We start from the raw sequence: 22,357 nt of genomic DNA on the forward strand, positions 1-22,357 counted from the left end.
CCATCGCGTTCCGGTCCGGCGCCGTCGCGCCGCATTGCGCGGGTCCGGGCGGGCCGACCTGGACCGCGTGGGGGTCGTGGCCGACCGACGCCTGCGGGGTCGCCGCGCATCCCGCCAGCAGCGCCGTGCCCAGGATCATCAGCGATCCCCGTCCGTATCCTGTCCAGTTCGTCATGCCCTGCGGTGACCCCGTTTCCAAGCGCGCCTTGGTTCTTATAGCCGCCCCGGGTTAACAAGCGCTTTCGCCCCGATGAGGCCATGGCGCCCTGGTTTGGCGGAACCGTGCCGACATGGCGGTCGTTCGGTGGCGGAACATCACAAGGACCTTTGCACATGGCCATCTGGGATTTCGTGAAAGACGCGGGCAAGTCGGTCTTCGGCAAGGCCGAGGCCGCCACGCCCAAGCCCGCCGCCGCGGCCCCTGCCGCAGCCCCCGCCGCCGCGCAGCCCGCGGCCCAGGACGACACGCAGCGCAAGGTCGCGGCGCTGAAAGCGGAACTGCGCGCGCTGAACCTGGACGGCGACGACGTCCACCTGCGCCTGCGCGGCGACACGGTGGTCGTCGAATCCAAGGGCGCCGACCGCGAGACACTGGAAAAGCTGATCCTGGCCGTCGGCAACATCGAGGGCATCGCCAAGGTCGAGGCCGACCTGCCCGCCGACTCCCCCCAACCCGTCTTCCACACCGTGAAGAAGGGAGAGACCCTGTCCGCCATCGCCAAGGAGCACCTGGGCAACGCGAACAAGTACGCCGCGATCTTCGAGGCGAACCGCCCGATGCTGAGCGATCCCGACAAGATCTATCCGGGCCAGGTCCTGCGCATTCCCGCTGCGGACTGACCACCCCGGTCGGACCGCCATGACGCCGCGTCGGCCATCGGTTGACGCGGCGTTTTCACATGCGGCGGACCGGTCGGGACTTGCCCCGCCCGGCCTTGTCGGACCATCCTGACCCGCAGGGAGGGGCCGCAGCCGATGCGGCCCGACAGCAGGGGGACCAGATGGGCAAGTTCGGCAGCTATGCGGACCGCGACAGGATCGAACAGGAAGGCAGCTTTGACGCGCGCGGCCTGCCGGTCACGATCTATGAATTCCTGTCGCGCACGGCCGAGCGGTTCCCGCAGCGGCCCGCGATCTCGTTCCAGCTGCTGTCCGGGCCCAAGGACCACGCCGTCACCCTGTCCTGGCAGGACCTTCTGGAACGCGTGACCGAAACCGCCAACCTGTTCCGCAGCCTGGGCGTGGGGCCAACCGACACCGTCGCGTACCTTCTGCCCAACAGCATCGAGACGCCGGTGGTCCTGCTGGCCGGGGCCACGGCGGGGATCGTGAACCCGATCAACCCGCTGCTGGATGCAACCCAGATCGCCGGCATCCTGCGCGAGACGAATGCCAAGGTGCTGGTCACGCTGAAGGCCTTCCCCAAGACCGACGTGGCGCAGAAGGCCGCCGAGGCGGTGGCCCAGGCCCCGAACGTCACCCATGTGGTCGAGGTCGACCTGAACCGCCATCTGCGCGGCCTGAAACGCTTTATCGTGCCGCTGATCCGCCCCAAGGTGAAGGTCCGGCACAAGGCCAAGGTCCTGGATTTCGAGGCCGCGACCAGCGCGAGGAAGCACACCGCCCTGGATTTCGACGACCCCAAGCAGGATCGCGTCGCGGCCTATTTCCACACCGGCGGCACCACCGGCACGCCCAAGGTGGCCCAGCACAAGTACAGCGGCATGATCTATAACGGCTGGTTGGGCGGCACATTGCTGTTCGACGAGACCGACGTGCTGATGTGCCCGCTGCCGATGTTCCACGTCTTTGCGGCCTATCCGGTGCTGATGTCCTGCATCGCGTCAGGCGCGCATGTGGTGATGCCCACGCCCGCCGGATACCGGGGCGATGGGGTCTTCGACAACTTCTGGAAGCTGATCGAACGCTGGCAGGCGACGTTCCTGATCACCGTGCCCACGGCCATCGCCGCGCTGATGCAGCGTCCGGTCAACGCCGATGTGGGCAGCCTGAAGACCGCCATCTCGGGTTCGGCGCCGCTGCCGATCGAGCTGTATAACCGCTTCAAGGCGGCCACCGGGGTGGAGATCGCCGAAGGCTACGGCCTGACCGAGGCCACCTGCCTGGTCAGCTGCAACCCGGTGGACGGGCTGAAGAAGGTGGGCTCGGTGGGCATCCCGCTGCCGCACACGCATGTGCGCATCCTGAACCACGACGATGCGGGCCGGGTGCATGAATGCCCCACCGATGTCGTCGGAGAGATCTGCGTCGCCAATCCCGGCGTCTTCCCCGGCTCGACCTATACCGAGGCCGACAAGAATCATAAGCTGTTCGCCGACGATCGGTACCTGCGCACGGGCGATCTGGGCCGGATCGACGCGGACGGCTATCTGTGGATCACCGGGCGGGCCAAGGACCTGATCATCCGCGGCGGCCACAACATCGACCCCGCCGAGATCGAGGAGGGGATGCTGTCGCACCCCGCCGTCGCGTTCGCCGGCGCCATCGGCCAGCCCGACGCCTTCGCGGGCGAACTGCCCTGCGTCTATGTGGAACTGGTCGGTGGAGCCACCGTGACCGTGGACGAACTGGCGGCCCATGCCCGCGACCACATCCATGAACGCGCCGCCGTCCCCAAGCATATCGAGATCCTGTCGGAGCTGCCCAAGACCGCGGTCGGCAAGATCTTCAAGCCGGACCTGCGCCGCCTGGCCATCAGCCGCGTCTATGACGCCGCCCTGCAGGGCACCGGCGCCCGCGTGGTCGAGGTGCGCGAGGACAAGAAGCGCGGGTTGGTCGCCCGCCTGTCGCGCGAGGGCAACGTCGCCGAGGATCAGGTCCGCGAGAGGCTGGGCCAGTTCACGACGCCCTGGGACTGGGCGTGACGGCGGGGACCGGGGGCCGTCAGGCGCCCCGGTCCTGTTCGTCCTTGGCCCACAGATAGCCGATGAAGGCGCCCTTGATCAGGCGCAGCAGCACAAGTGTCATCACCGTGGTGATCAGCCCGGTGACCGCCAGCAGCGTCGCGGGTTCGGGGCGCCAGACGTTCCAGATGATGCCGAACAGCGGGATCAGCACCAGCAGCATCACCGTCATGGTGAAGAACGCGGGCCCGTCCGCCGCCGGATAGCGGGACAGGGGCGCCTGGCAATGCGCGCAGACCGGGTTCACCTTCAGATAGCCCTGCATCAGCTGCCCCTCTCCGCAGGAAGGGCAGCGGTTCATGACGCCCCGCAGGATGGCGGCGCGGCTGTCTCGGATCTGGGTCATGGGCTGTCCTTGGGTTCGGGCGTGGCCTAGCCGTTGTCGCGCAGGATGCGCCCGGCCAGATACAGGGATCCGCAGATCAGGATACGCGCGCCGGGGTGGCGGGTCACCAGCTGTTCCACCGCCTGCGCGGCATCCTGGGCCACATGCGCGGTCATGCCGACCTGGCGCGCGGCGTCGGCGGTCTGGGTGGCGGGCAGGGTGTTCGGCTCTCCGGGGATGTCGATGGCGGTCAGGCCGGCGGCGTGGTCGGCCAGCGGACGCAGATAGCCCGCGACATCCTTGGTGTTCAGCATGCCGCAGACCAGATGCGTCGGGCGTGCGGGCATCGCGGCCAGGGTCGCGGCCAGCGCCTGCCCCCCCGCCGGGTTGTGCCCGCCGTCCAGCCACAGCTCCGCCCCCTGGGCCAGATCGACCAGCGGACCATGGCGCAGGCGCTGCATCCGGGCCGGCCATTCGGCCTGAGTTACGGCGGCGCGGGCCTGCGCGTCGGTGGCGCCAAGCGCGCGCAGGGCGGCCAGCGCGGTGCCCGCGTTCTGGACCTGGTGCGGGCCGATCAGCTTCGGGCGGGGCAGGTCCCACAGCCCGTGATCGTCCTGGAACACCATGCCGTCGCGTTCGGGCTGGATCATCCAGTGCTGGCCATGTGCGACGATGGGCGCGGACAGGCCCATGGCGCGCGCCTCGATCACGCGCAGGGCATCGTCGTCCTGGGGGCCGACGATGACGGGGACGCGGGGCTTGATGATGCCGGCCTTTTCGGCGGCGATCAGGGGCAGCGTCTCTCCCAGGTACTGGGTGTGGTCGATCGAGACCGGCGTGATGACCGTCAGGCGCGGCGCGTCGATGACGTTGGTCGCATCCAGGCGCCCGCCCAGTCCGACCTCCAGCAGGGTGAAGTCCGCGGGGGTGCGGGCGAAGGCCAGGAAGGCCGCAGCGGTGGTGATCTCGAAGAAGGTGATGGCCTGGCCGTCATTCGCGGCCTCGACCTGGGCCAGCAGGTCGGCCAGGGCGTCGTCCTCGATCAGGGTGCCCGCCAGGCGGATGCGTTCGCGAAACTGCGCCAGGTGCGGCGAGGTATAGGCATGGACCCGCGCGCCGCCTGCCTCAAGGCCCGCGCGGATCATCGCCTGCGTGCTGCCCTTGCCGTTGGTGCCCGCGATGTGGATCACCGGGGGGATGGCACGTTCGGGGTTGCCCAAGGCCGCCAGAAGGCGGTGCATTCGGTCGAGCGACAGGTCGATCACCTTGGGGTGCAGCGCCATGAGGCGCGACAGGATCGCATCGGATGTGGTCATGTCATGCACCGGGGGCCAGCCCCCGGACCCCCGGGGTATTTCGACAAAGAAGAATTACTCGGCCGGAGCCGGCGCGGGCGTGGGGGCCGGCGCCGGGATCGGGTCGTTGACCGGTTCGGGCGCTGGCAGGTCGGCGCGGGTGGGGGCGGGCAGGCCGCCCAGCATCCGCAGGATCGAGACCAGTTCGTCGCGCAGCTTGCCGCGATGGGTCACGCGGTCCAGCATGCCGTGTTCCAGCAGGTATTCGGCGCGCTGGAACCCTTCGGGCAGCTTCTCGCGGATCGTCTGTTCAATCACGCGCGGGCCGGCAAAGCAGATCAGCGCGTTGGGTTCGGCGATGTGGATGTCGCCCAGCATGGCATAGCTGGCGGTGACGCCGCCCGTGGTCGGGTGGGTCAGCACGACGATGTAGGGGATGCCGGCCTCGCGCAGCATCTCGACCGCGACGGTGGTGCGGGGCATCTGCATCAGGGACAGGATCCCCTCCTGCATGCGGGCGCCGCCCGCGGCGGAGAAGAGGATCATCGGCTTTCGAACCTTGATCGCCCGTTCGGCGGCCGCCACGATCGCATTGCCCACATACATGCCCATGGACCCGCCCATGAAGCTGAAGTCCTGGCCCACGGCGATGACCGGGGTGCGGCCGATCTCTCCCTCGGCGACCAGCATGGCCTCTTTTTCGCCGGTGGATTTCTGCGCAGCCTTCATGCGGTCGGGGTATTTCTTCTGGTCGCGGAACTGCAGCGGGTCTGCGATGGGCTCGGGGACCTTGACCTCGACGAAGGCGCCGCCGTCGAACAGCGCACCGAAGCGGTCGCGCGGCGTGATCGCCATGTGGTGATCGCAGTTCGTGCAGACGTTCAGGTTGTCCGACAATTCGCGGTGGAACAGCATCGTCCCGCATTCGGGGCATTTCGTCCACAGGTTCTCGGGGACTTCGCGCCGCGAGAACAGCGAGTTGATGCGCGGGCGGACGTAGTTCGTGATCCAGTTCATCGCGAATGGCCTTGGCTGTTTCAGGCCCCCAGATAGGGCCCCACGCGGGGAATTGCAATTGCCGGGGGGGCGGCTGATGATGCCGGGCATGTGGACGACCCTGTTCTTTTTCACGCACACGACCCTGTCGCTGGTGATCATCGCCCGCGTGCTGCTGCGTCCCAGGGTCGAGCCCTCGGTGCGGCTGGCCTGGATCATGGTCGTCGAGGCGGTGCCGCTTTTGGGGATCGCGGCCTATCTGCTGTTCGGAGAGGTCCGCATGAAGCAGGCCGAGGTCCAGCGCATGTCCGACGTGCGCGACCGCCTGACCGGCCTGCGTACCGCCGTGCCCGCGGTCCGCGCCGACCGGTCCGACCCGGCGGGCCCGATCATCGCCGCGAACGAGGCGGTGGGCGGCATGCAGGCCGTCCAGGGCAACAGCCTGCAGCTGCTGGAGGAGAGCGACGGGGCGATCGACGAGCTGGTCGCGGCCATCGATGCGGCGACCGACCACGTGCATCTGCTGTTCTACATCTGGCTGCCCGATGCCAGCGGGACCAAGGTCGCCCAGGCCCTGTGCCGCGCCGAGGATCGCGGCGTGCAATGCCGTGTCATCGTCGACGCCCTTGGGTCGCGGTCGCTGGTCCGGTCGGAGCTGTGGGACCGGATGAGCCAGGCGGGCGTGGAATGCGTCACCGCCTTTCCCTGGGGCCTGCCCTTCATCAGCATCCTGTTCCAGCGTCTGGACCTGCGCAACCACCGCAAGATCCTGGTGATCGACAACGCCGTGGCCTTTACCGGCAGCCGCAACTGCGCGGACATGGCGTTCGCGATCAAGGCGCGCTTTGCCCCCTGGGTCGACATCCTGGTCCGGGTCGAGGGACCGGCGGTGCGCCAGCTGCAGGGCGTCTTCCTGTCGGACTGGATGAGCTATACCGGCCGCGATCTGGGCCCCATGCTGCAGCCGGTGGCGCCGGTCGCCGATCCCGGCGTCGCGGCGCAGGTGGTGGCCACCGGCCCCGACCTGCGCGCGGGCAGCGTGTCGGACTGCCTGTCCGCGATGCTGCATGCGGCGCGCGACCGGGTGGTGATCACCACGCCGTATTATGTCCCCGACGATGCGCTGGACGCGGCGATCCGGGCGGCGGCGCGGCGCGGGGTGCAGGTCACCATGATCCTGCCCGCCCGCAACGACAGCCTGATCGTGGGGGCGACCAGCCAGGGCTTCTATTACGGGCTGTTGGCCGCCGGGGTCCGGCTGATGCTGTTCCGCGACGGCCTGCTGCATTCCAAGATCCTGACCGTGGACGGGCGCATGGCGATGATCGGCAGCGCGAACCTGGACCGTCGCAGCTTCGAGCTGAACTATGAGGTCAACATGGCGGTCTATGATCCGGAATTCGTCGGGCTGCTGGATGCGCGGCAGGCCAGCTATGTCGCGCGGGCCGACGCGATCACGCTGGACCAGGTGCGCGCCTGGTCGCCGTGGCGGCGCATCCGCAACAACGCCCTGGCGCTGGCATCGCCGCTGCTGTGATCACAGGGGCAGGGCGGTCGTGTATTTCGTCTGACGCAGCACGAAATGCGTCACCGTGCTGCGGATGATGCCCAAGGACAGCATCCGGCGCATCAGGAAATGTTCCAGCCCCTCGGGGTCGGTCGCCACGATCTTCAGCTGATAGTCGAAGGTGCCGGTGATGGTCGCGCATTCCAGGATCTGAGCCTCGGTCTGCACGAAGCGGTCGAACCGCGCCAGCGTCGCCTCGGTATGGTCCAGCAGCGACACCTGGACATAGGCCAGGGCATGCAGCCCGGCCTTGGCCGGCGGGACCAGCGCCACCTGCCGGTCGATCACCCCGGTCTCGATCAGCCGCCGCAGCCGCCGCCACGCGGGCGATGTCGACAGGCCCGCCGCATCGGCCAGCCCCTGGGTCGACAGGGTCGCGTCCTGCTGCATCAGGCGCAGGATGCGGCGGTCGGCATCGTCCAGATCGGGCATCGGTTTCCCCTGTTTTGGCGGTCCGCGAAATGATGTACCGTCAAAGTCGGCTGGACAACCCATTCCGGCAAGGTTTTTCCCCCGCATCCGGTAATCTGGACCGCAGAGGAGGACGTGCCATGCCGAAATCGACCGAATATGCCGCCAAGGTCGCCGATGACCGGGGTTTCATCGCCTATGACGCCGAGGAGGATGCCGTCTGGCGCGACCTGATGGCCCAGCAGCTGCCCGCCGTGCGGGATCGGATGGCCTCGCCCTATCTGCGGGGTCTGGACCTGCTGGACCTGCCGCAGGACCGTGTGCCGCAATGCCCCGAGGTGTCGGCCAAGCTGGGCGCGCTGACCGGGTGGCGGGTGGAACCCGTGCCGGCGCTGATCGGGTTCGGGCGGTTCTTCGGCATGCTGGCCGACCGGACGTTCCCGGCCGCCAGCTTCATCCGCAAGCGCAAGCATTTCAACTATATCGAAGAGCCGGACATCTTCCACGAGATCTTCGGCCACACCCCGCTGCTGACCGATCCGGCCTTTGCCGCCTTCAGCCAGGCCATCGGCGCGGCGGGAACGCGCTGCGACAAGGCCGACTATGCCTGGCTGATCCGCCTGTATTGGTTCTCGATCGAATTCGGGCTAATGCGCGAGGATGGCCAGCTGAAGGCCCTGGGGTCGGGGCTGGCCAGTTCGGTCACCGAACTGCCATGGGCCATTTCCGGACAGGCGGAACAGCGGCCCTTCGACGTGATCGATATCCTGCGCACGCCGTATCGGATCGATATCCACCAGCCGGTCTATTTCGTGATAGACGATCTGGACGACCTGTTCGCCGCCGCCCGGCGCGACCTGTTGGCCGACATCGGCCAGGCCCGCGCCCTGGGGCTGCACGCACCGAAATACCCGCCCAAGACCGCCGCCTGAAAGGACCGATGCCATGACCACCTGCGATCTTGCCGCCCGCGACTGCGAACCCTGCAAGGGGGGCGTGGCACCGCACGACCCGGCGACCGCCGCCACCATGCTGACCCGGCTGACGGGCTGGACCCTGTCGGACGATGCCACCGCCATCACCCGGCGCTTCACCTTCAAGGGGTTCGCCAAGGCGGTGGAGATGGCGAACCTGGCCGCATGGCTGGGCAACAAGCAGGGCCACCATCCCGACATCGCCTTCGGCTGGGGCTATTGCACGGTGACCTTCACCACGCACGAGGCCGGCGGGCTGACCGACAACGACTTCATCTGCGCCGCCCGGCTGGACGCGCTGGTGGCCTGAACGGCACGCGTCAGGGTTGTCCGGCGGCCCGTCACGGTCTATCCCCAAGGCCAGGGGTTTCCAGCATACGGGCCGTGCCGCATGACGAATCGTCGCCTTGTCCGGGATGACCGGCGCCAGACCGGGGGTCGCGTCCATGTCGCGCCATGAGACCAGCTGGCTGTCGCGCCGCCGGCGCGGCCACGCGGCAAGGCAATGGTCGCGGATGCTGAAATCGGTCACGCGCCGCGACCGGCCCCTGGATCCCGACCTGCGCGACGAGGCCTGCGACCTGCACCAGGTGCTGTCGCGTCTGCTGCACGCGGCCGACGCGCGCAGCGTGGGCGCCCGCGATTCCCTGTCGCGCATCGATCTGCCGGCGGGCACCGACTGGCGCTGGCGGCCCCAGATCCTGCAGGCGCGCCATGCCGCCCCCGCGCTGATCGCCCCGGAAGCGGGCCGGTGGCTGTCCCCCGAGGTGGCGCTGTTCCACGACTGCGCCGAACGTGCGCTGATCCTGCGGCAGGTGCGCAACCGCCGCGCCACCGACCTGTCCGATTACGGGCTGGCGCTGGAGGTGATGGGGTTTTCCGGCAGCTTTCTGTCGTTCTCGCTGTCGCTGCCGGTCGAGGCGCTGCGTGATCTGGGCGGGCATCACATCATCCGGCTGGACGCGACACTGCAGGCGGAACGCCCCATCGCGGTCTATGCCCGGCTGAACATCCAGCAGGGCCCGAACACCGAAACCATGCTGCGCAAGATGGGCGAGCCGATCGAGGGCCGCCACTGCGACCGCATCGTCGAGTTCGACCTGGGCTATGCCGAACTGTCCGCCCGGTCGGTCGAGAAGGCATGGCTGGACCTGATCTTCGAGGCGCCCTTCATGAACGCGGTCGGCCTGCGCGACGTGATCCTGTCGCGCCATCCCCGCGCCCAGATCTGAGGATATGGCCATGCCGCATTTCGACAATCACGGCCTGAAGGGCGGCGTCTGGCGCGGCGCGCTGACGGGCATCGACGCACCCGGCATCCGGGTCGTGCTGATTCAGCACGCCGAGGTCCTGGCCGAGGCGCGCGTGACCACCGACGGCCCCGGCCGCTGGCTGGTCGAGGCGGACCTGCCGGCCCAGGTCCTGTCGGACGGGGTGCAGACGCTGCTGCTGAAGACGGCGACGGGGCCGGGACCGGACAGCGGGCCGGACGGGCATGTCCTGGCGCGGCTGTCGCTGATGGCGGGCCAGCCCCTGGACGAGGATCTGACCGCCGAGATCGCCGCCCTGCGGGCCGAGCTGGAACTGGTCAAGCGAGAGCTGCGCCGCTTTGCCGCCGACCTGACGGGGCGCTAGGTCCCGTCACCCGGCCGTGATGGTTCCTTGCGAAAAGCGGGGGGCGTGGCTATATCGCGGCTTCGCGACCCGCCCCCCGTGTTTCTTGACGTAAGGTTGACCATGACCCTGCCGCAGACGCCGCATTACCTGATCGACATGGCCCGTCTGCGCGCCAACATGGAAAAGGTCGCTTATCTGCGCGAGGCGTCGGGTGCCAAGGCACTTCTGGCGCTGAAATGCTTTGCCACCTGGTCGGTCTTCGACCTGATGCGCGACTACATGGACGGGACCACGTCCTCGTCGCTCTATGAGCTGCGCCTGGGGCATGAGACCTTCGGCAAGGAGACCCACGCCTATTCCGTGGCCTGGGCCGATCACGAGATCGACGAGGCGGTGGGTTACGCCGACAAGATCATCTTCAACAGCCTGTCGCAGCTGGACCGTTTCGGCGCCAAGGCCGCGGGCATCGCGACCGGCCTGCGGCTGAACCCGCGCTTTTCGACCAGCGGCTTCGATCTGGCCGACCCGGCGCGGCCGTTTTCCCGCCTGGGCGAAGGCGACGTGGAGCGGCTGGAATCCGCGCTGGACCGCATCAGCGGCGTGATGATCCACTACAACTGCGAGAACGGCGACTTCGACCTGTTCGACCGCCAGCTGACCCGGATCGAGGACGAGTTCGGTGCCATCCTGAAGCGTCTGGACTGGGTGTCTTTGGGCGGCGGCATCCACTTCACCGGCGAGGGCTATCCGCTGGACCGGCTGGCCGACCGCCTGAAGGCATTCCAGGACCGCTTCGGCGTGCAGGCCTATCTGGAGCCCGGCGAGGCCAGCATCACCAACACCACCACGTTGGAGGTCAGCGTCCTGGACATCATCGACACCGGCAAGCCCGTGGCGATCGTGGACAGCTCGACCGAGGCGCATATGCTGGACCTGCTGATCTATCGTCAGGACGCCCGCCTACCGCACGAGGGCGACCACCGGTACCAGATCGCGGGTAAGACCTGTCTGGCAGGCGACATCTTCGGAGAGGCGGGCTTTGACCGGCCCCTGCAGATCGGCGACCGGGTCAGCATCCAGGATGCGGCCGGATACACGATGGTCAAGAAGAACTGGTTCAACGGCGTCGCCATGCCCGCCATCGCGCGCCGCGAGGAGGACGGAACGATCCGCACCGTCCGCAGCTTCGGTTACGACGAATACAAAGGCAGCCTGTCCTAAGGCCACCCATCCTCTGCCACCTGAAGGAGACAGAATTGGCGAAGAAGAACGTGCTCATCATCGGTGCGGGCGGCGTGGCGCAGGTCACGGCCCACAAGGTCGCGCAATGGGCGGCCGAGTTCGGCGACCTGCACATCGCGAACCGCACGCAGGCCAAGGCCGACGCGATCATCCAGTCCTTGCGCGAGAAGGGCCATGACATGGCCTGGACCAGCCATGCGCTGGACGCGATGGACGCGGACGCGGTCGAGGCGCTGATCCGGCAGGTGGATGCGGGCATCGTCATCAACGTGGGCACGGCCTTTATCAACATGACCGTCCTTGAGGGCTGCATCCGCACGGGCGCCGCCTATATCGACACGGCGATCCACGAGGATCCGGCCAAGATCTGCGAGACGCCGCCCTGGTACGGCAATTACGAATGGAAGCGCCGCGAGGACGTGGCCAAGGCGGGCATCACCGCCATCCTTGGCGCGGGCTTCGATCCGGGCGTGGTCAACGCCTATGCGCGCCTGGCCGAGGATGAGTATTTCGACAAGGTCGACAGCATCGACATCGTGGACATCAACGCCGGATCGCACGGCCGTTGGTTCGCCACGAATTTCGACCCCGAAATCAATTTCCGCGAGTTCACCGGCACGGTCTATTCCTGGCAGAAGGGCGCCTGGCAGGAGAACCGCATGTTCGAGGTCGGCCGCGAATGGGACCTGCCCGTGGTGGGCAAGCGCACCGCCTATCTGTCCGGCCATGACGAGGTCCACAGCCTGTCGGCCCGCTACCCGCAGGCTGACGTGCGGTTCTGGATGGGGTTCGGAGAGCATTACATCAACGTCTTCACCGTCCTGCAGAAGCTGGGCCTGCTGTCGGAACAGCCGGTCACGCTGGCCGACGGCACCGACGTGGTGCCGCTGAAGGTGGTCAAGGCCGTGCTGCCTGACCCGGCAAGCCTCGCCCCCGACTATGAGGGCAAGACCTGCATCGGCGACCTGGTCCGCGGCACCCGCGACGGCAAGGAGGCCGAGGTCTTCATCTACAACGTCGCCGACCACAAGGAGGCCTTCGGGGAGGTCGGCAGCCAGGGCATCAGCTATACCGCGGGCGTGCCCCCGGTCGCGGCGGCGATCCTGATCGCGCGCGGTCCGTGGGACGCGGGCAAGATGGCCAATGTCGAGGATCTGCCCGCGCGGCCCTTCCTAGAGCTGCTGGGAGAGATGGGCCTTCCCACCCGCGTCATCGACGCATCGGGCGATCATCCGGTCTGATCCAGGCCGATCCGGAATAACGTGAACGCGGCGGTTCGGAACATCCGGGCCGCCGCCTGCGTTTGCGCAGCACACGGGTGCCACCGGCGTTGGGGAACGCGGCGCCCGCATCGGGGGTTCGACATGCCAGGTCCTGAAGGACATCTTTTTCCACGGTTTTCACAACGCGCCGACAGCAAGGTCCCGGTTCTGGCGAACTGGGCCGTCATTGGCATTTTTCTGGTCATGGCCTTTGCCGCCATCGCCGCGGGGCGCGACTTTCTGATGCCCGTCACCATGGCGATGCTGCTGTTCTTCGTCTTCACGCCCCTGCGTCGCTTTGCCGAACGCCGCGGCATCCCGGATGCGGCGACCGCGGCGGGCATCACCCTGTCGATCCTGCTGGCCGTGGGGGTGATCGCTTATGCCGCCAGCGGCCCGCTGAGCCGGGCGATGAGCAACATGCCCATCATCAGCGCACAGCTGGAGCAGAAGTTCGACAGCGTCCGCGACAGCCTGTCGGACCTGCGCGAGGCCGCCGCACGGATCGACGAGGCGCAAAGCGCCGATTCCGGACCCGAGGAACCCCCCGCTATCCGCATCCAGGAGGAGGGCGAGACGACCTTGGGCACCGTGATGCACATGGCGCCGCTGCTGATGGGGCAGGTGCTGTTCACCCTGATCCTGCTGTTCTTCCTGATCGCGTCCGGCGACCTGCTGTATCTGAAGATCGTCCAGAGCTTCGACCGCATGCGCGACAAGCGCGGCGCCTATCTGGCCCTGCGCCAGATCGAGGATTCGCTTGGCAACTATCTGGGCGCCATCACCATCATCAATGCGGGTCTTGGCCTGGCGGTGGGGCTGACGATGTGGGCCTGGGGGATGCCGGGCCCGCTTCTGTTCGGGATCGGGGCGTTCCTTCTGAACTTCATCCCCTATCTGGGGGCGATCACCGGGGTCGCCATATCGGGCATCGTGGCGCTGGTGGTGATGCCGGGGCTGTTCTGGCCGGCGATGGTCGCCGCAAGCTATCTGGGCCTGACATCGCTGGAGGGGCAGATCATCACGCCTTACTTCGTGTCGCGGCGACTGCAGATGAATACGGTCGTGGTGTTCCTGGGCGTCGCGCTGTGGGCTTGGCTGTGGTCGGTCATCGGGATGATCATCGCGGTGCCCGTGCTGGTGGTGATCCGCGTGCTGGCCGAACACATCCCCGGGTGGGAGAAGTTCGGCAACTTCCTGGCGGGCGACGAACCCCCCGCCCTGACCGACGAGGACGAGGACGAGGCCCGCGAACTGGTCGAGGCGGGTGCCGCCGCCGAGGATGGCCCCGCCGCCCGCGCGGTTACGGCCGAACTGGTCGCGACGCACGACGCCACCGATGCGCCATAGAAAAACGGGCCGGCGATCGCCGGCTCGTTTTCAATTGTCGTGGGCGTAAGGCTTAGCCTGCGGGCAGAGTGGGCGCGATCTCGTTGACGGCGGCCTCGATCTGCTGGCAGGTCGCCTCGACGGTGCTGCCGCGCTCTTCGACGGCATCGGCCAGGGACACCTCGGTTCCGCCGACGGACACGGTGCCTTGGGCGCCCTTCTCCTCGGCGGCGCTGCCGACGGCCTCGTCACCGCCCTGCAGAAGGCCGACCAGCTTGCCCTGGGCCTCGACGGCCTCGGCACCGGTGAAGCCCTGCTCCTGGCAATACTGCAGGATGCCCAGCTGATTGCGCGCGGCCTCGTACGTGGTGCCGGGATCGGCGGGGGCGGTCTGCGCGGGGGCGTCCTGTGCGGGCGCTGCGGCATCCTGGGCGACAACGGCGGCGGGCAGCAGGCCCAGACCCATGGCGAATGCGATCTTGCGGATCATGTCGTTTCCTTTTTCTGCGTACCCGGTGGTGATCCGGGCAACGTCGGCAGGACGCTAGACCGAGCGATCGGGAATGACCCGACCCGCACCGTCCATGGCCGCCATACCGGCAAGACCCTGCCTGAAACGCGCCCTGGGATCGCCGGATCTGGGCAGGTTCCGGCGCAGGCTGTCGGCTGCCGATCACATCGGCACACGAAATCATCAACAGCCCCCGTGACACGGGCGTGATTGAACCGTTCGTCCGCCCAAAGGTTGGGTCCGTGACAGCGGCATCGACCGCAGCGAATCACAGGAGAGTACGATGACCAATCCGATCGCATCCCTGAAGCTGGGCGGCGTGGCCGCCGTCCTGACCGCCCTGATGGCGACGGCTTCCCTAGCCCAGACCGCCGTGCCGACGGAGGGGATGACCACCATGGAGGAGGTCCAGTTCCCGACCCTGGACGGGTTCGCGACCGACCAGGAGGTCATCGACAGCCTGTCCGCCCAGGGCTACGAGAATGTCGTCGTCCTGCGCGGCCCCGAGACGCTGATCGTCAGCGGGGAACGCGGCGGCCTGCCGACCGAGTTGATCTTCAGCGCCACGGACGGGACGCTGCTGATGGTCGACGGGATCGAGCCGGTGACCGACGGCTGATCCGATGATCTCTTGTTGAACAGGCCGGGTCATGTGCCTGGCCTTTTTCATGGGTCACGGCGCGTCGGGATCCTGCGCCAGCCGGTCCAGCGCGGCGGACAGGGCGGCCGCGTCAGATCCCAGTTCCGCCAGCAGGCGATCCTGAAACGCTTGCGCGACCTGTCCCAACCGATCCATCAGATCGCGCCCTTGCGGGGTCAGTTCCAATGCGATCAGGCGGCGGTCGCCCGCATGGTCAGATTTAGCGACCAGACCGGCCTGTTCCAGCCGCGTCGCCGCCCGGCTGACGACCGACTTGTCCAGATTGACGCGGGTGTGGATGTCGCGGACGCTGACGGAACCGGAATGGTTCAGATGCGCCAGCACCCGCCATTCGGGAATCGTCAGCCCGGCCTCGGCCGCATAGAGGCGGGCGAAACGGCGGCTGACCTGCTGGGCCGCGACGGCCAGGCGATAGGGCAGAAAGTCGTCCAGGTGAAAGGCCATGATCCCCTCCGGTCCGGATCAGATGGCCCGAAAGCGGGGCAGGGGGCAACCGCCCGTCACACCAGTCCCAGCATCAGCGGCACCGCAATCAGCGTGGCCAGGGCGCCGGTCTGGACCAGCAGCATGGCGATGGCGGCGGCGCCGACCTGCGCCATGCGCGCCAGCGCGGTCTTCATGCCGACCGCGGCCACGGCGGCGACCAGCAGGGCCCGCGATAGGGTCGAGGCGGCATCGGTCACGGGCAGCGGCACCAGATGTGCCGAATTCGCCGCTGCCAGCACCAGAAACACCAGCACGAAGCCCGGCAGCAGCGGCGGGCGCGCGGCCCCCGCGGGCGCGGCACGGCGCAGGACCAGCGCCGCGATCAGCACGACGGGCGCCAAGAGCGTCACGCGGATCAGCTTGACCACGGTGGCGATGTCGCCTGTCTCCTCGGAGACGGAATAGCCCGCGCCCACGACCTGGGCCACGTCATGGATCGTGGCACCCAGGAACAGGCCGGTCTGGTGCTGGTCCAGGCCCAGGCCCGCCGCCAGCATCGGATAGACGATCATCGCGAAGGTCGACATGACCGTGACGGTGATCACGGTAAAGGACAGGTCGCGTTCCGCGCTGTCGCGCGCGGGCAGGACGGATGCGATGGCCATCGCCGCCGATGCCCCGCAGATCGCCACCGACCCGCCGGTCAGCAGGCCAAAGGCGCGGTCCTGGCCCAGCCTGCGCGCCAGCGCGACCGATCCCAGGATCACCGCCGCGACCGATCCCGCGACCAATGCCACGAAGGGCCAGCCGATCGCGGCGACCATGTCCAGCGACACCCGCAGGCCCAGCAGCGCGACCCCCGCGCGCAGCAGGGTGCGGGCGGCAAAGTCGATGCCGGGACCGGCGCGGTCGTCCTCGGCCAGGAAATGCAGCGGCATGCCCAGCAGGATCGCCATCAGCATCACCGGCACGCCGTAATGGCCGGATAGGAACTGCGCCGCCATGGCGACGGTAACGGCCAGCATCAGGCCGGGCGCCAGGGCGCGCCCGCGGGCGGCAAGGGGGATGTCGGTGCGGGTCATGGGCGTCCAAGGGGGCCGGGTCGCGGCCCCCGGCAGGGGTTACTGGATGTCGCGGGCGCGTTCCTCGGCCAGCGCGGTCTTGGCCTGGGACACGGCCTCGCGGAAGCTGGCCAGGATCTCCTCGCCGCCGTCGACATTGCTGGTGAACCAGTCATAGACCGGGGCCGCGGCCTCGGTGAAGGCGGCCTTCTCCTCGGCCGTGGGGACATAGACCTCGCCGCCGCCGGCGCGGAACTCTTCATAGGCCGCGATGGACTTGCGCTTGGGCGAGGCGAAGGTCGCCTGCTGCAACTGGGCAAACCCGTCGACGACGATGGCGCGCATGTCCTCGGGCATCTCCATGAAGCGCTCGTTCGACATCCACCACATCGCGCCCATGTAGGCGTGGCCGTCCAGCGTCAGGTATTGCAGCCCAGCTTCGGGGAAACGCATCGACATGATGTCGGTGATGCCGTTCGCGGTGCCCTCGACCACGTTGGTCTGCAGCGAGGTGAACAGTTCCGCCCAGGGGATCGGCGTGGGCGAGGCGTCCAGCGCGCGCACCAGCTCCTGCGGCAGGTCGGCCACCACGGTGCGCATCTTCAGGCCCGACAGGTCGGCGGGCGTCTGGATGCGGCGCTTGGTGTTGGCGAAGTTGCGCCAGCCGCCGGTGTTGCCGATGGTCATCAGCCGCAGCATCCCGCCCGAATCCTCCAGCGTCATGTCGCGCAGCTGGCGGGTGAAATTGCCCGTCAGGACGCGTTCGGCCACCCGGTCGTCGGCCATGATGTAGGGCAGGTCCAGAACCTGCAGATAGGGAAACAGCCCCGCCGCCCCGTCCGAGGTCGAGATGTAGACGTCGATCGAGCCGTCGGCCACGCCCTGCAGGCATTCCGCACCGTTCGAGCAGAGCTGCGTGCCCATGAAGATCTCGACCGCGATGGCGCCGTTGGAGGCCGCCTCGACATGCGACTTGAAGACCTGCAGGCCGTCGAAATCCTCGTCGTTCTCATTCGAGTTGGCCACGGCGCGCAGGGTGTATTCCTGGGCCATGACGGGGGTGGCCAGCGCCAGGGCGGCGGCCAGGGTCAGTGCGGGTTTCAGCATGGTATCCTCCCTTGGTGGTCTCAGTCCGCAAAGCCGGTCAGGCGCGGGATGGTCATGGAAATGGCCGGGACATAGGTGATCAGGAAGATCACCAGCACCTCGACCAGCAGGAACGGCAGGATGGCGCGGGCGATGGTCATGACCTTTTCGCCCGACACCGCAGAGGCCACGAACAGCACCAGCCCCATGGGCGGCGTGGCCAGGCCAACCGTCAGGTTGACGCACATGATGATCGCGAAATGCACGCTGTCGACGCCCATGCCGGTGAAGACCGGCCCCAGGATCGGCGCCAGGATGATGATCGCGGGGCCCGCGTCCAGGAACATGCCGACGACGAACAGGAACAGGTTGATCATCAGCAGCAGGATCAGCGGGTCGGCGGTCAGCGTCAGGATCCAGTCGGCCATCATCTGCGGCGTCTGCGACAGCGAGATCACCGTCTTGAACGACATCGCCGCACCCACCAGCAGCAGCACCACCGCCGAGGTCAGCGCTGCGCGGCCTAGGACGTCCGGCAGTTCCGCGATCTTCATCGTGCGCAGCACGAACAGGCTGATGACCAGCGCATAGACGGCGGCGACGGCGGCGGCCTCGGTGGGCGTGAAGACGCCGCCCAGGATGCCGCCCAGGATGATGACCGGGGTCATCAGCGGAAAGAACGCCTTGAGGCTGGCCTGTCCGCGCTGGCCCCAGCTTTGGCGCGGCGCGGCGATGGGAAAGTCGTAGCGGTCGGCCATGACCTTGACCGCGATCATCAGGCCCACGCCCACCAGGATGCCGGGCACGATGCCCGCCAGGAACAGCGCCGCGACGCTTTCGCCCATCACATAGGCATAGATGATCATGATCCCCGACGGCGGGATGATCGGCCCGATGACCGAGCTGGCCGCGGTGATCGCGGCGGCGAAGCGGCGGGTATAGCCCTGCTTCTCCATCGCCGGGATCAGCATGGACCCAAGCGCCGAGGTGTCGGCCACGGCCGACCCCGACAGGCCCGCGAACAGCATCGACGACAGGATGTTCACATGCGCCAGGCCGCCGCGGAAATGCCCCATCAGGGCCTGGGCGAATTCGACCAGGCGCAGCGTGATGCCGCCGCGGTTCATCAGCTCGCCCGCCAGCATGAAGAACGGGATCGCCATCAGCGGAAAGCTGTCCATGCCGTTGTAGAGGTTGCGGTACAGCAGCGTCAGGTCGCGTTCCTGTCCGTTCAGCATCAGCAGGATGCCCGGCGCCGCCAGCATCCCGAAGAACACCGGCAGGCCGATCAGCAGAAAGGTCAGGAACAGCGGCAGAAACAGGATCAGCATCACTCGGCCCCCCGCAGGCCCGCATCCAGCCCCTCGATCGGGGGCAGGTCGCGGGCACCGCCCAACTGCGCCAGGATGCGCAGGATCAGTTCGACATTCACGGAAATCAGCAGCATCAGCCCGACCGGGATCGACGCCATCATCCAGGACCGCGGCACCCGGTACCAGTCGCTGAAATCCAGCGACGTGGGCAGAAACAGCGAGGCGCTGGCAAAGCGTCCGCCCAGGCCCGTCACCTCGCGCCAGCCGATCTGCACGGCTGCGATCAGCACCACCAGCGACACGGCCAGCAGGATCAGGTTCAGCAGCCGCGCGGCCGTCGCGGGCAGCATGGCGGGAAGAAAGTCTATCGCGACGAAACCCCCGCGCCGGAACGCGGTCGGCGCCATCAGGCCGGTCATCCACAGCATGCAGAACCGCGCGGCCTCGTCCGGCCAGGCCAGGGCGCTGTTGAAGCCATAGCGGGCGACGACCTGCACGATGGTCACCACGACCATCAGGCCGATGGCCACGATGCCCACCGCGCGCCCCGCGCGCAGCAGCTGTTCGTTGATCCGGGACAATGGCCGGACAAGGCCCGTCAGCAGGCGCATCTTGGGTGTCTCCTCCCCCGTTTCGTGACGGTGCCGGGCCTCCTTTTGCCCGGCGCCGCGGTCGGTCAGCCTCTGGCGATCCCGGCGATCTGCCCGCCGAAGAAGGCCAGCGGATCGCCTTCGGTGATCTGGGCGTGCAGGACGCGACCGACGATGATCATGTGGTCGCCCGCCTCGTGCATGGCGAACAGGTCGCAATCGAACCGGGCCAGGCAGCGGTCCAGCACCGGCACGCCATGCGCGTTCGCGGACAGGCCCGCATGGTCCAGCGCGTTGCGGTTGCGCGCGACGGTCCAGGCCAGGTCGGCCTGGTCGGCGGCCAGCACGTGGATGGCGAAATGGCGCGCCTGCGCAAAGACCGGAAAGCGGGAGCTGGCCAGCGCCGGCGACCACATCACCAGCGGCGGGTCCATCGAGATGGACGAGAAGCTGTTGGCGGTCATCGCCGCGCAGCCGCCCTCGGTCGCGGCGGTCACCACCGTGACCCCGGTCGCAAAGCGGCCAAAGGCATCGCGCAGCAGCCGCCCGTTCTGCGGATCGGGAACGAAGCTGTGCGGGATCGGTCGCGTCATGGCACCTCTTGCCCAAGGGCTGCTTGGTAAAGGCGGAACCACTGCACGCGATCCAGCCGGACCTTTTCGGCATCGGCGATCCGGGCGATCCGTGCAAGCGAATTGGTGCCCATGACCGGCAGGATGGTCGCGGGGTGGCGCAACAGGAACGCAACAGCCACCGCCGCGCGGTCCACGCCGAATTCCGCCGCCAGCGCGTCCAGTTCGGCCGCGACGGGTCCGTGACCGGTCATCAGGCTGCCGCCGCCCAGGGGCGACCAGGCCATGACCGGGTCGCGGCGGCGCTGATGAAAGGCCAGGTCGCCGTTGGTGAAGGGCTGGATAGCGGCCAGCGACACCTCGATCTGGTTGGTGACCAGCCGGGTCTGCATCGACCCCTGCAGCAGCTCCACGTCCCAGGGGCGGAAGTTCGACACGCCCACCGCGCGGACCTTGCCCTGGAATACCAAGCCGTCAAGTGCACGGCCCGTCTCATCAGGGTCCATCAGCGGGTCGGGTCGGTGGATCAGCAGCAGGTCGATCCGGTCCGTGCCCATGTCGCGCAGCGACGTGTCGACCGCGGCGCGGATGTGATCGCCGGACGTGTCGTAATGCTTGCAGGCCGCGTCGGCGTATTTGCCGATCGGTGCGATGATGTCGCATTTCGTGACGATCTCGATCCGGTCGCGCAGGCCGGGGCTGGCACGCAGGGCGGCGCCCAGGATGCCTTCGGCGGTATAGGCGCCATAGATGTCCGCCTGGTCCATCGTGGTGATGCCCTGGTCCAGGCAGGCCTCGATCTTGGCCTGGACATGGGCGGGCGAGGTGTCGGCATCGTCGCCGATCCGCCACATGCCATAGACCAGCCGCGACAGGCTCAGATCGTCGGTCAGCGTCACACGGTTCATCTCAGCGCCTTTCGCCGGTGCCCAGGGGCGTTGCGGGGGTGGTGTCGGGCACGCGGCCCCAGACACGGTTCAACTGGCAGGTATTCATCTGCGGCAGGACGCGGCTGCCGAAATGGCAGGCCTCGTCCTTGTGGGGATAGCCCGACAGGATGAAGGCGCGAATGCCCATGCGACGCAGCTCCTCCAGCTTGGTCAGGACCTGGTCGGTCGATCCGACGATGGCCGCGCCGCAGCCCGACCGCGCCCGGCCCACGCCGGTCCACAGGTTGGGCTCGATATAGCCTTCCAGATCGGCCAGCTCTCGGTTGCGCGCCTGGCGGCTGACGCCGAGCGAGCCCGCGTCCAGCGCGCGTTCGCGGATCAGCCGACCCTGGTCATCGTCCAGCTGGCTGACCAAGTCGCGGGCGTATTCGCGGGCCTCGGCCTCGGTGTCGCGGACGATCACATGGGCGCGAAAGCCGTAATCCAGCGTGCGGCCGTATTTCTCGGCTGCAGCATGGGCGGCGCGCATGCGGTCGGCGATGTCCTCGGTCTTTTCGGGCCACATCAGATAGACGTCGCAATGCTGGCCGCACAGGTCCAGCGCGTCGGGGGAATAGCCGCCGAAATAGAGCATCGGCCCGCCCGTCTGATAGGGCTGGACAGGATCGGTGGTCAGGCCGCTGAAATCATAGACCTGACCCTGATAGTTGATTTCGCCCTGCGACCAGGCCTGCTTCAGGATCTCGACCACCTCGCGACTGCGCTGATAGCGGAAGGGGCTGGGCTCCTGCTGGCCGGGGAAATCGCTGCTGATGATGTTGACCGTCAGGCGGCCTTCCAGCATGTGGTCCAGCGTGGCGATGGTGCGGGCCAGCATGATCGGCTGCATCTCTCCGCAGCGGACGGCAGCCAGCATGTTGATGTGCTGGGTGATCGGCGCGCAGCCCGCGACGAAGGACAGCGTGTCCTGGCCGACCTGATAGCTGGACGGGCACAGGATGTTGCCGAACCCCTGCTGTTCGGCCGTGCGTACGATGTCAGAACAATGCGCCCAGCTTGACCGCAGCGACCCGTCGGGCACGCCCAGATGGCGGTAATCATCGGAACACAGTGCCGCGAACCAGGCGACCTCGACGGCATCCAGATCGGCTGAGGTGACGGGGACGACGGTCATGGTTTCCTCCCGGGACGGCGTCGGATTTTCCTTTGCATAGCGCCCCCCATCGTGTAAATCAATGGTGTATCAATTTTCCGGGGGACCGTCGTGGCAGGGGCAGGCGAACATCGGTCGGACGCGTTGCCGAT

General features: G+C 67.8%; 24 protein-coding genes. 11 read left to right on the forward strand and 13 right to left on the reverse strand.

What is annotated here, in order from left to right:
• Nucleotides 1–333 precede the first annotated feature (333 nt).
• The gene (gene lysM, locus TW83_RS08780; RefSeq protein ID WP_045982395.1) at nt 334–840 is read left to right on the forward strand and encodes a peptidoglycan-binding protein LysM; all 507 of its coding nucleotides are present in this window, start codon (nt 334–336) and stop codon (nt 838–840) included.
• Nucleotides 841–1,001: 161 nt separating this feature from the next.
• Entirely contained in the window at nt 1,002–2,885 is a 1,884-nt protein-coding gene (locus tag TW83_RS08785) for an acyl-CoA synthetase (protein ID WP_045982396.1), read from the forward strand.
• A 19-nt stretch (nt 2,886–2,904) separates the two neighbouring features.
• Here TW83_RS08785 and TW83_RS08790 read toward each other — a convergent pair whose 3' ends face one another.
• Genes TW83_RS08790 through accD form a run of 3 tightly spaced genes read right to left on the reverse strand, consistent with a single transcriptional unit; the run spans nt 2,905 to nt 5,561 of the window.
• Nucleotides 2,905–3,270, reverse strand: a complete 366-nt coding sequence (locus TW83_RS08790) for a DUF983 domain-containing protein (RefSeq protein WP_045982397.1) — start codon at nt 3,268–3,270, stop codon at nt 2,905–2,907.
• Between the two features lie 26 nt (nt 3,271–3,296).
• The gene (locus TW83_RS08795) at nt 3,297–4,565 is read right to left on the reverse strand and encodes a folylpolyglutamate synthase/dihydrofolate synthase family protein (RefSeq protein WP_045982398.1); all 1,269 of its coding nucleotides are present in this window, start codon (nt 4,563–4,565) and stop codon (nt 3,297–3,299) included.
• Nucleotides 4,566–4,619: 54 nt separating this feature from the next.
• Nucleotides 4,620–5,561 (reverse strand): acetyl-CoA carboxylase, carboxyltransferase subunit beta, encoded by a 942-nt coding sequence (gene accD, locus TW83_RS08800; protein WP_045982399.1) that lies wholly within the window; start codon nt 5,559–5,561, stop codon nt 4,620–4,622.
• Nucleotides 5,562–5,649: 88 nt separating this feature from the next.
• Between accD and cls the strand changes: the two genes are divergently transcribed.
• Nucleotides 5,650–7,077: a cardiolipin synthase gene (gene cls, locus TW83_RS08805; protein ID WP_045982400.1), complete on the forward strand. Its 1,428-nt coding sequence runs from the start codon at nt 5,650–5,652 to the stop codon at nt 7,075–7,077.
• Here the strand turns inward: cls and TW83_RS08810 are convergent, their stop codons facing one another.
• The gene (locus tag TW83_RS08810; RefSeq protein ID WP_045982401.1) at nt 7,078–7,539 is read right to left on the reverse strand and encodes an Lrp/AsnC family transcriptional regulator; all 462 of its coding nucleotides are present in this window, start codon (nt 7,537–7,539) and stop codon (nt 7,078–7,080) included.
• 119 nt (nt 7,540–7,658) lie between these two features.
• Here TW83_RS08810 and phhA point away from each other — a divergent pair, with 119 nt between their 5' ends.
• From phhA to TW83_RS08845, 7 genes are all read left to right on the forward strand, one after another.
• Nucleotides 7,659–8,450 carry a phenylalanine 4-monooxygenase gene (phhA, locus tag TW83_RS08815; RefSeq protein WP_045982402.1) on the forward strand — a complete coding sequence of 264 codons (792 nt, stop codon included), beginning with the start codon at nt 7,659–7,661 and terminating at the stop codon, nt 8,448–8,450.
• A 13-nt stretch (nt 8,451–8,463) separates the two neighbouring features.
• Entirely contained in the window at nt 8,464–8,802 is a 339-nt protein-coding gene (locus TW83_RS08820) for a 4a-hydroxytetrahydrobiopterin dehydratase (protein ID WP_045982403.1), read from the forward strand.
• A 136-nt stretch (nt 8,803–8,938) separates the two neighbouring features.
• Nucleotides 8,939–9,724: a DUF6478 family protein gene (locus tag TW83_RS08825; protein ID WP_157001457.1), complete on the forward strand. Its 786-nt coding sequence runs from the start codon at nt 8,939–8,941 to the stop codon at nt 9,722–9,724.
• A 10-nt stretch (nt 9,725–9,734) separates the two neighbouring features.
• Nucleotides 9,735–10,127, forward strand: coding sequence for a hypothetical protein (locus TW83_RS08830; protein ID WP_045982404.1), 393 nt, complete (start codon nt 9,735–9,737; stop codon nt 10,125–10,127).
• A gap of 108 nt (nt 10,128–10,235) precedes the next feature.
• The gene (gene nspC / locus TW83_RS08835; RefSeq protein ID WP_204245738.1) at nt 10,236–11,330 is read left to right on the forward strand and encodes a carboxynorspermidine decarboxylase; all 1,095 of its coding nucleotides are present in this window, start codon (nt 10,236–10,238) and stop codon (nt 11,328–11,330) included.
• 35 nt (nt 11,331–11,365) lie between these two features.
• Nucleotides 11,366–12,592, forward strand: a complete 1,227-nt coding sequence (locus TW83_RS08840; RefSeq protein WP_045982406.1) for a saccharopine dehydrogenase family protein — start codon at nt 11,366–11,368, stop codon at nt 12,590–12,592.
• Nucleotides 12,593–12,715: 123 nt separating this feature from the next.
• Nucleotides 12,716–13,963: an AI-2E family transporter gene (locus tag TW83_RS08845; RefSeq protein ID WP_045982407.1), complete on the forward strand. Its 1,248-nt coding sequence runs from the start codon at nt 12,716–12,718 to the stop codon at nt 13,961–13,963.
• Nucleotides 13,964–14,015: 52 nt separating this feature from the next.
• Here TW83_RS08845 and TW83_RS08850 read toward each other — a convergent pair whose 3' ends face one another.
• On the reverse strand, nt 14,016–14,432 hold the full coding sequence (locus tag TW83_RS08850) for a pore-forming ESAT-6 family protein (RefSeq protein WP_045982408.1): 417 nt from the start codon (nt 14,430–14,432) through the stop codon (nt 14,016–14,018).
• Nucleotides 14,433–14,736: 304 nt separating this feature from the next.
• Between TW83_RS08850 and TW83_RS08860 the strand changes: the two genes are divergently transcribed.
• Complete coding sequence (locus TW83_RS08860; protein WP_052714780.1) at nt 14,737–15,072, forward strand: hypothetical protein; 336 nt, start codon at nt 14,737–14,739, stop codon at nt 15,070–15,072.
• Nucleotides 15,073–15,126: 54 nt separating this feature from the next.
• Here the strand turns inward: TW83_RS08860 and TW83_RS08865 are convergent, their stop codons facing one another.
• From TW83_RS08865 to TW83_RS08900, 8 genes are all read right to left on the reverse strand, one after another.
• The gene (locus TW83_RS08865; RefSeq protein ID WP_045982411.1) at nt 15,127–15,558 is read right to left on the reverse strand and encodes a MarR family winged helix-turn-helix transcriptional regulator; all 432 of its coding nucleotides are present in this window, start codon (nt 15,556–15,558) and stop codon (nt 15,127–15,129) included.
• Between the two features lie 56 nt (nt 15,559–15,614).
• Nucleotides 15,615–16,622: a putative sulfate exporter family transporter gene (locus TW83_RS08870; RefSeq protein ID WP_045982412.1), complete on the reverse strand. Its 1,008-nt coding sequence runs from the start codon at nt 16,620–16,622 to the stop codon at nt 15,615–15,617.
• Between the two features lie 39 nt (nt 16,623–16,661).
• Entirely contained in the window at nt 16,662–17,708 is a 1,047-nt protein-coding gene (gene dctP, locus TW83_RS08875) for a TRAP transporter substrate-binding protein DctP (protein WP_045982413.1), read from the reverse strand.
• Between the two features lie 20 nt (nt 17,709–17,728).
• On the reverse strand, nt 17,729–19,018 hold the full coding sequence (locus TW83_RS08880; RefSeq protein ID WP_045982414.1) for a TRAP transporter large permease: 1,290 nt from the start codon (nt 19,016–19,018) through the stop codon (nt 17,729–17,731).
• Nucleotides 19,018–19,611, reverse strand: coding sequence for a TRAP transporter small permease subunit (locus TW83_RS08885; protein WP_045982415.1), 594 nt, complete (start codon nt 19,609–19,611; stop codon nt 19,018–19,020). The genes TW83_RS08880 and TW83_RS08885 overlap by 1 nt, the downstream gene beginning before the upstream one ends.
• Nucleotides 19,612–19,676: 65 nt before the next feature.
• Nucleotides 19,677–20,183: a flavin reductase family protein gene (locus tag TW83_RS08890; protein ID WP_045982416.1), complete on the reverse strand. Its 507-nt coding sequence runs from the start codon at nt 20,181–20,183 to the stop codon at nt 19,677–19,679.
• Nucleotides 20,180–21,070 carry an aldo/keto reductase gene (locus TW83_RS08895; protein ID WP_045982417.1) on the reverse strand — a complete coding sequence of 297 codons (891 nt, stop codon included), beginning with the start codon at nt 21,068–21,070 and terminating at the stop codon, nt 20,180–20,182. Before TW83_RS08895 ends, TW83_RS08890 begins: the two co-directional genes overlap by 4 nt.
• A 1-nt stretch (nt 21,071) precedes the next feature.
• Entirely contained in the window at nt 21,072–22,226 is a 1,155-nt protein-coding gene (locus tag TW83_RS08900; RefSeq protein WP_045982418.1) for an LLM class flavin-dependent oxidoreductase, read from the reverse strand.
• Nucleotides 22,227–22,357: the final 131 nt, after the last annotated feature.

This window comes from Paracoccus sp. S4493, from assembly GCF_000967735.1.
Taxonomy (GTDB): Bacteria; Pseudomonadota; Alphaproteobacteria; order Rhodobacterales; family Rhodobacteraceae; genus Paracoccus; species Paracoccus marcusii.

What these genes read in the sequence shown, in the direction of transcription:
- TW83_RS08860 (WP_052714780.1), top strand. Translation starts at nt 14,737, where the DNA reads ATGACCAATCCGATCGCATCCCTGAAGCTGGGCGGCGTGGCCGCCGTC.
- TW83_RS08820 (WP_045982403.1), top strand. Translation starts at nt 8,464, where the DNA reads ATGACCACCTGCGATCTTGCCGCCCGCGACTGCGAACCCTGCAAGGGG.
- cls (WP_045982400.1), top strand. Translation starts at nt 5,650, where the DNA reads ATGTGGACGACCCTGTTCTTTTTCACGCACACGACCCTGTCGCTGGTG.
- accD (WP_045982399.1), bottom strand. Translation starts at nt 5,561, where the DNA reads ATGAACTGGATCACGAACTACGTCCGCCCGCGCATCAACTCGCTGTTC.
- TW83_RS08890 (WP_045982416.1), bottom strand. Translation starts at nt 20,183, where the DNA reads ATGACGCGACCGATCCCGCACAGCTTCGTTCCCGATCCGCAGAACGGG.
- TW83_RS08885 (WP_045982415.1), bottom strand. Translation starts at nt 19,611, where the DNA reads ATGCGCCTGCTGACGGGCCTTGTCCGGCCATTGTCCCGGATCAACGAA.
- TW83_RS08865 (WP_045982411.1), bottom strand. Translation starts at nt 15,558, where the DNA reads ATGGCCTTTCACCTGGACGACTTTCTGCCCTATCGCCTGGCCGTCGCG.
- dctP (WP_045982413.1), bottom strand. Translation starts at nt 17,708, where the DNA reads ATGCTGAAACCCGCACTGACCCTGGCCGCCGCCCTGGCGCTGGCCACC.
- TW83_RS08795 (WP_045982398.1), bottom strand. Translation starts at nt 4,565, where the DNA reads ATGACCACATCCGATGCGATCCTGTCGCGCCTCATGGCGCTGCACCCC.
- TW83_RS08900 (WP_045982418.1), bottom strand. Translation starts at nt 22,226, where the DNA reads ATGACCGTCGTCCCCGTCACCTCAGCCGATCTGGATGCCGTCGAGGTC.
- TW83_RS08845 (WP_045982407.1), top strand. Translation starts at nt 12,716, where the DNA reads ATGCCAGGTCCTGAAGGACATCTTTTTCCACGGTTTTCACAACGCGCC.
- TW83_RS08785 (WP_045982396.1), top strand. Translation starts at nt 1,002, where the DNA reads ATGGGCAAGTTCGGCAGCTATGCGGACCGCGACAGGATCGAACAGGAA.
- TW83_RS08825 (WP_157001457.1), top strand. Translation starts at nt 8,939, where the DNA reads ATGTCGCGCCATGAGACCAGCTGGCTGTCGCGCCGCCGGCGCGGCCAC.
- TW83_RS08880 (WP_045982414.1), bottom strand. Translation starts at nt 19,018, where the DNA reads ATGCTGATCCTGTTTCTGCCGCTGTTCCTGACCTTTCTGCTGATCGGC.
- phhA (WP_045982402.1), top strand. Translation starts at nt 7,659, where the DNA reads ATGCCGAAATCGACCGAATATGCCGCCAAGGTCGCCGATGACCGGGGT.
- lysM (WP_045982395.1), top strand. Translation starts at nt 334, where the DNA reads ATGGCCATCTGGGATTTCGTGAAAGACGCGGGCAAGTCGGTCTTCGGC.
- TW83_RS08870 (WP_045982412.1), bottom strand. Translation starts at nt 16,622, where the DNA reads ATGACCCGCACCGACATCCCCCTTGCCGCCCGCGGGCGCGCCCTGGCG.
- TW83_RS08850 (WP_045982408.1), bottom strand. Translation starts at nt 14,432, where the DNA reads ATGATCCGCAAGATCGCATTCGCCATGGGTCTGGGCCTGCTGCCCGCC.
- TW83_RS08810 (WP_045982401.1), bottom strand. Translation starts at nt 7,539, where the DNA reads ATGCCCGATCTGGACGATGCCGACCGCCGCATCCTGCGCCTGATGCAG.
- TW83_RS08790 (WP_045982397.1), bottom strand. Translation starts at nt 3,270, where the DNA reads ATGACCCAGATCCGAGACAGCCGCGCCGCCATCCTGCGGGGCGTCATG.
- TW83_RS08830 (WP_045982404.1), top strand. Translation starts at nt 9,735, where the DNA reads ATGCCGCATTTCGACAATCACGGCCTGAAGGGCGGCGTCTGGCGCGGC.
- TW83_RS08895 (WP_045982417.1), bottom strand. Translation starts at nt 21,070, where the DNA reads ATGAACCGTGTGACGCTGACCGACGATCTGAGCCTGTCGCGGCTGGTC.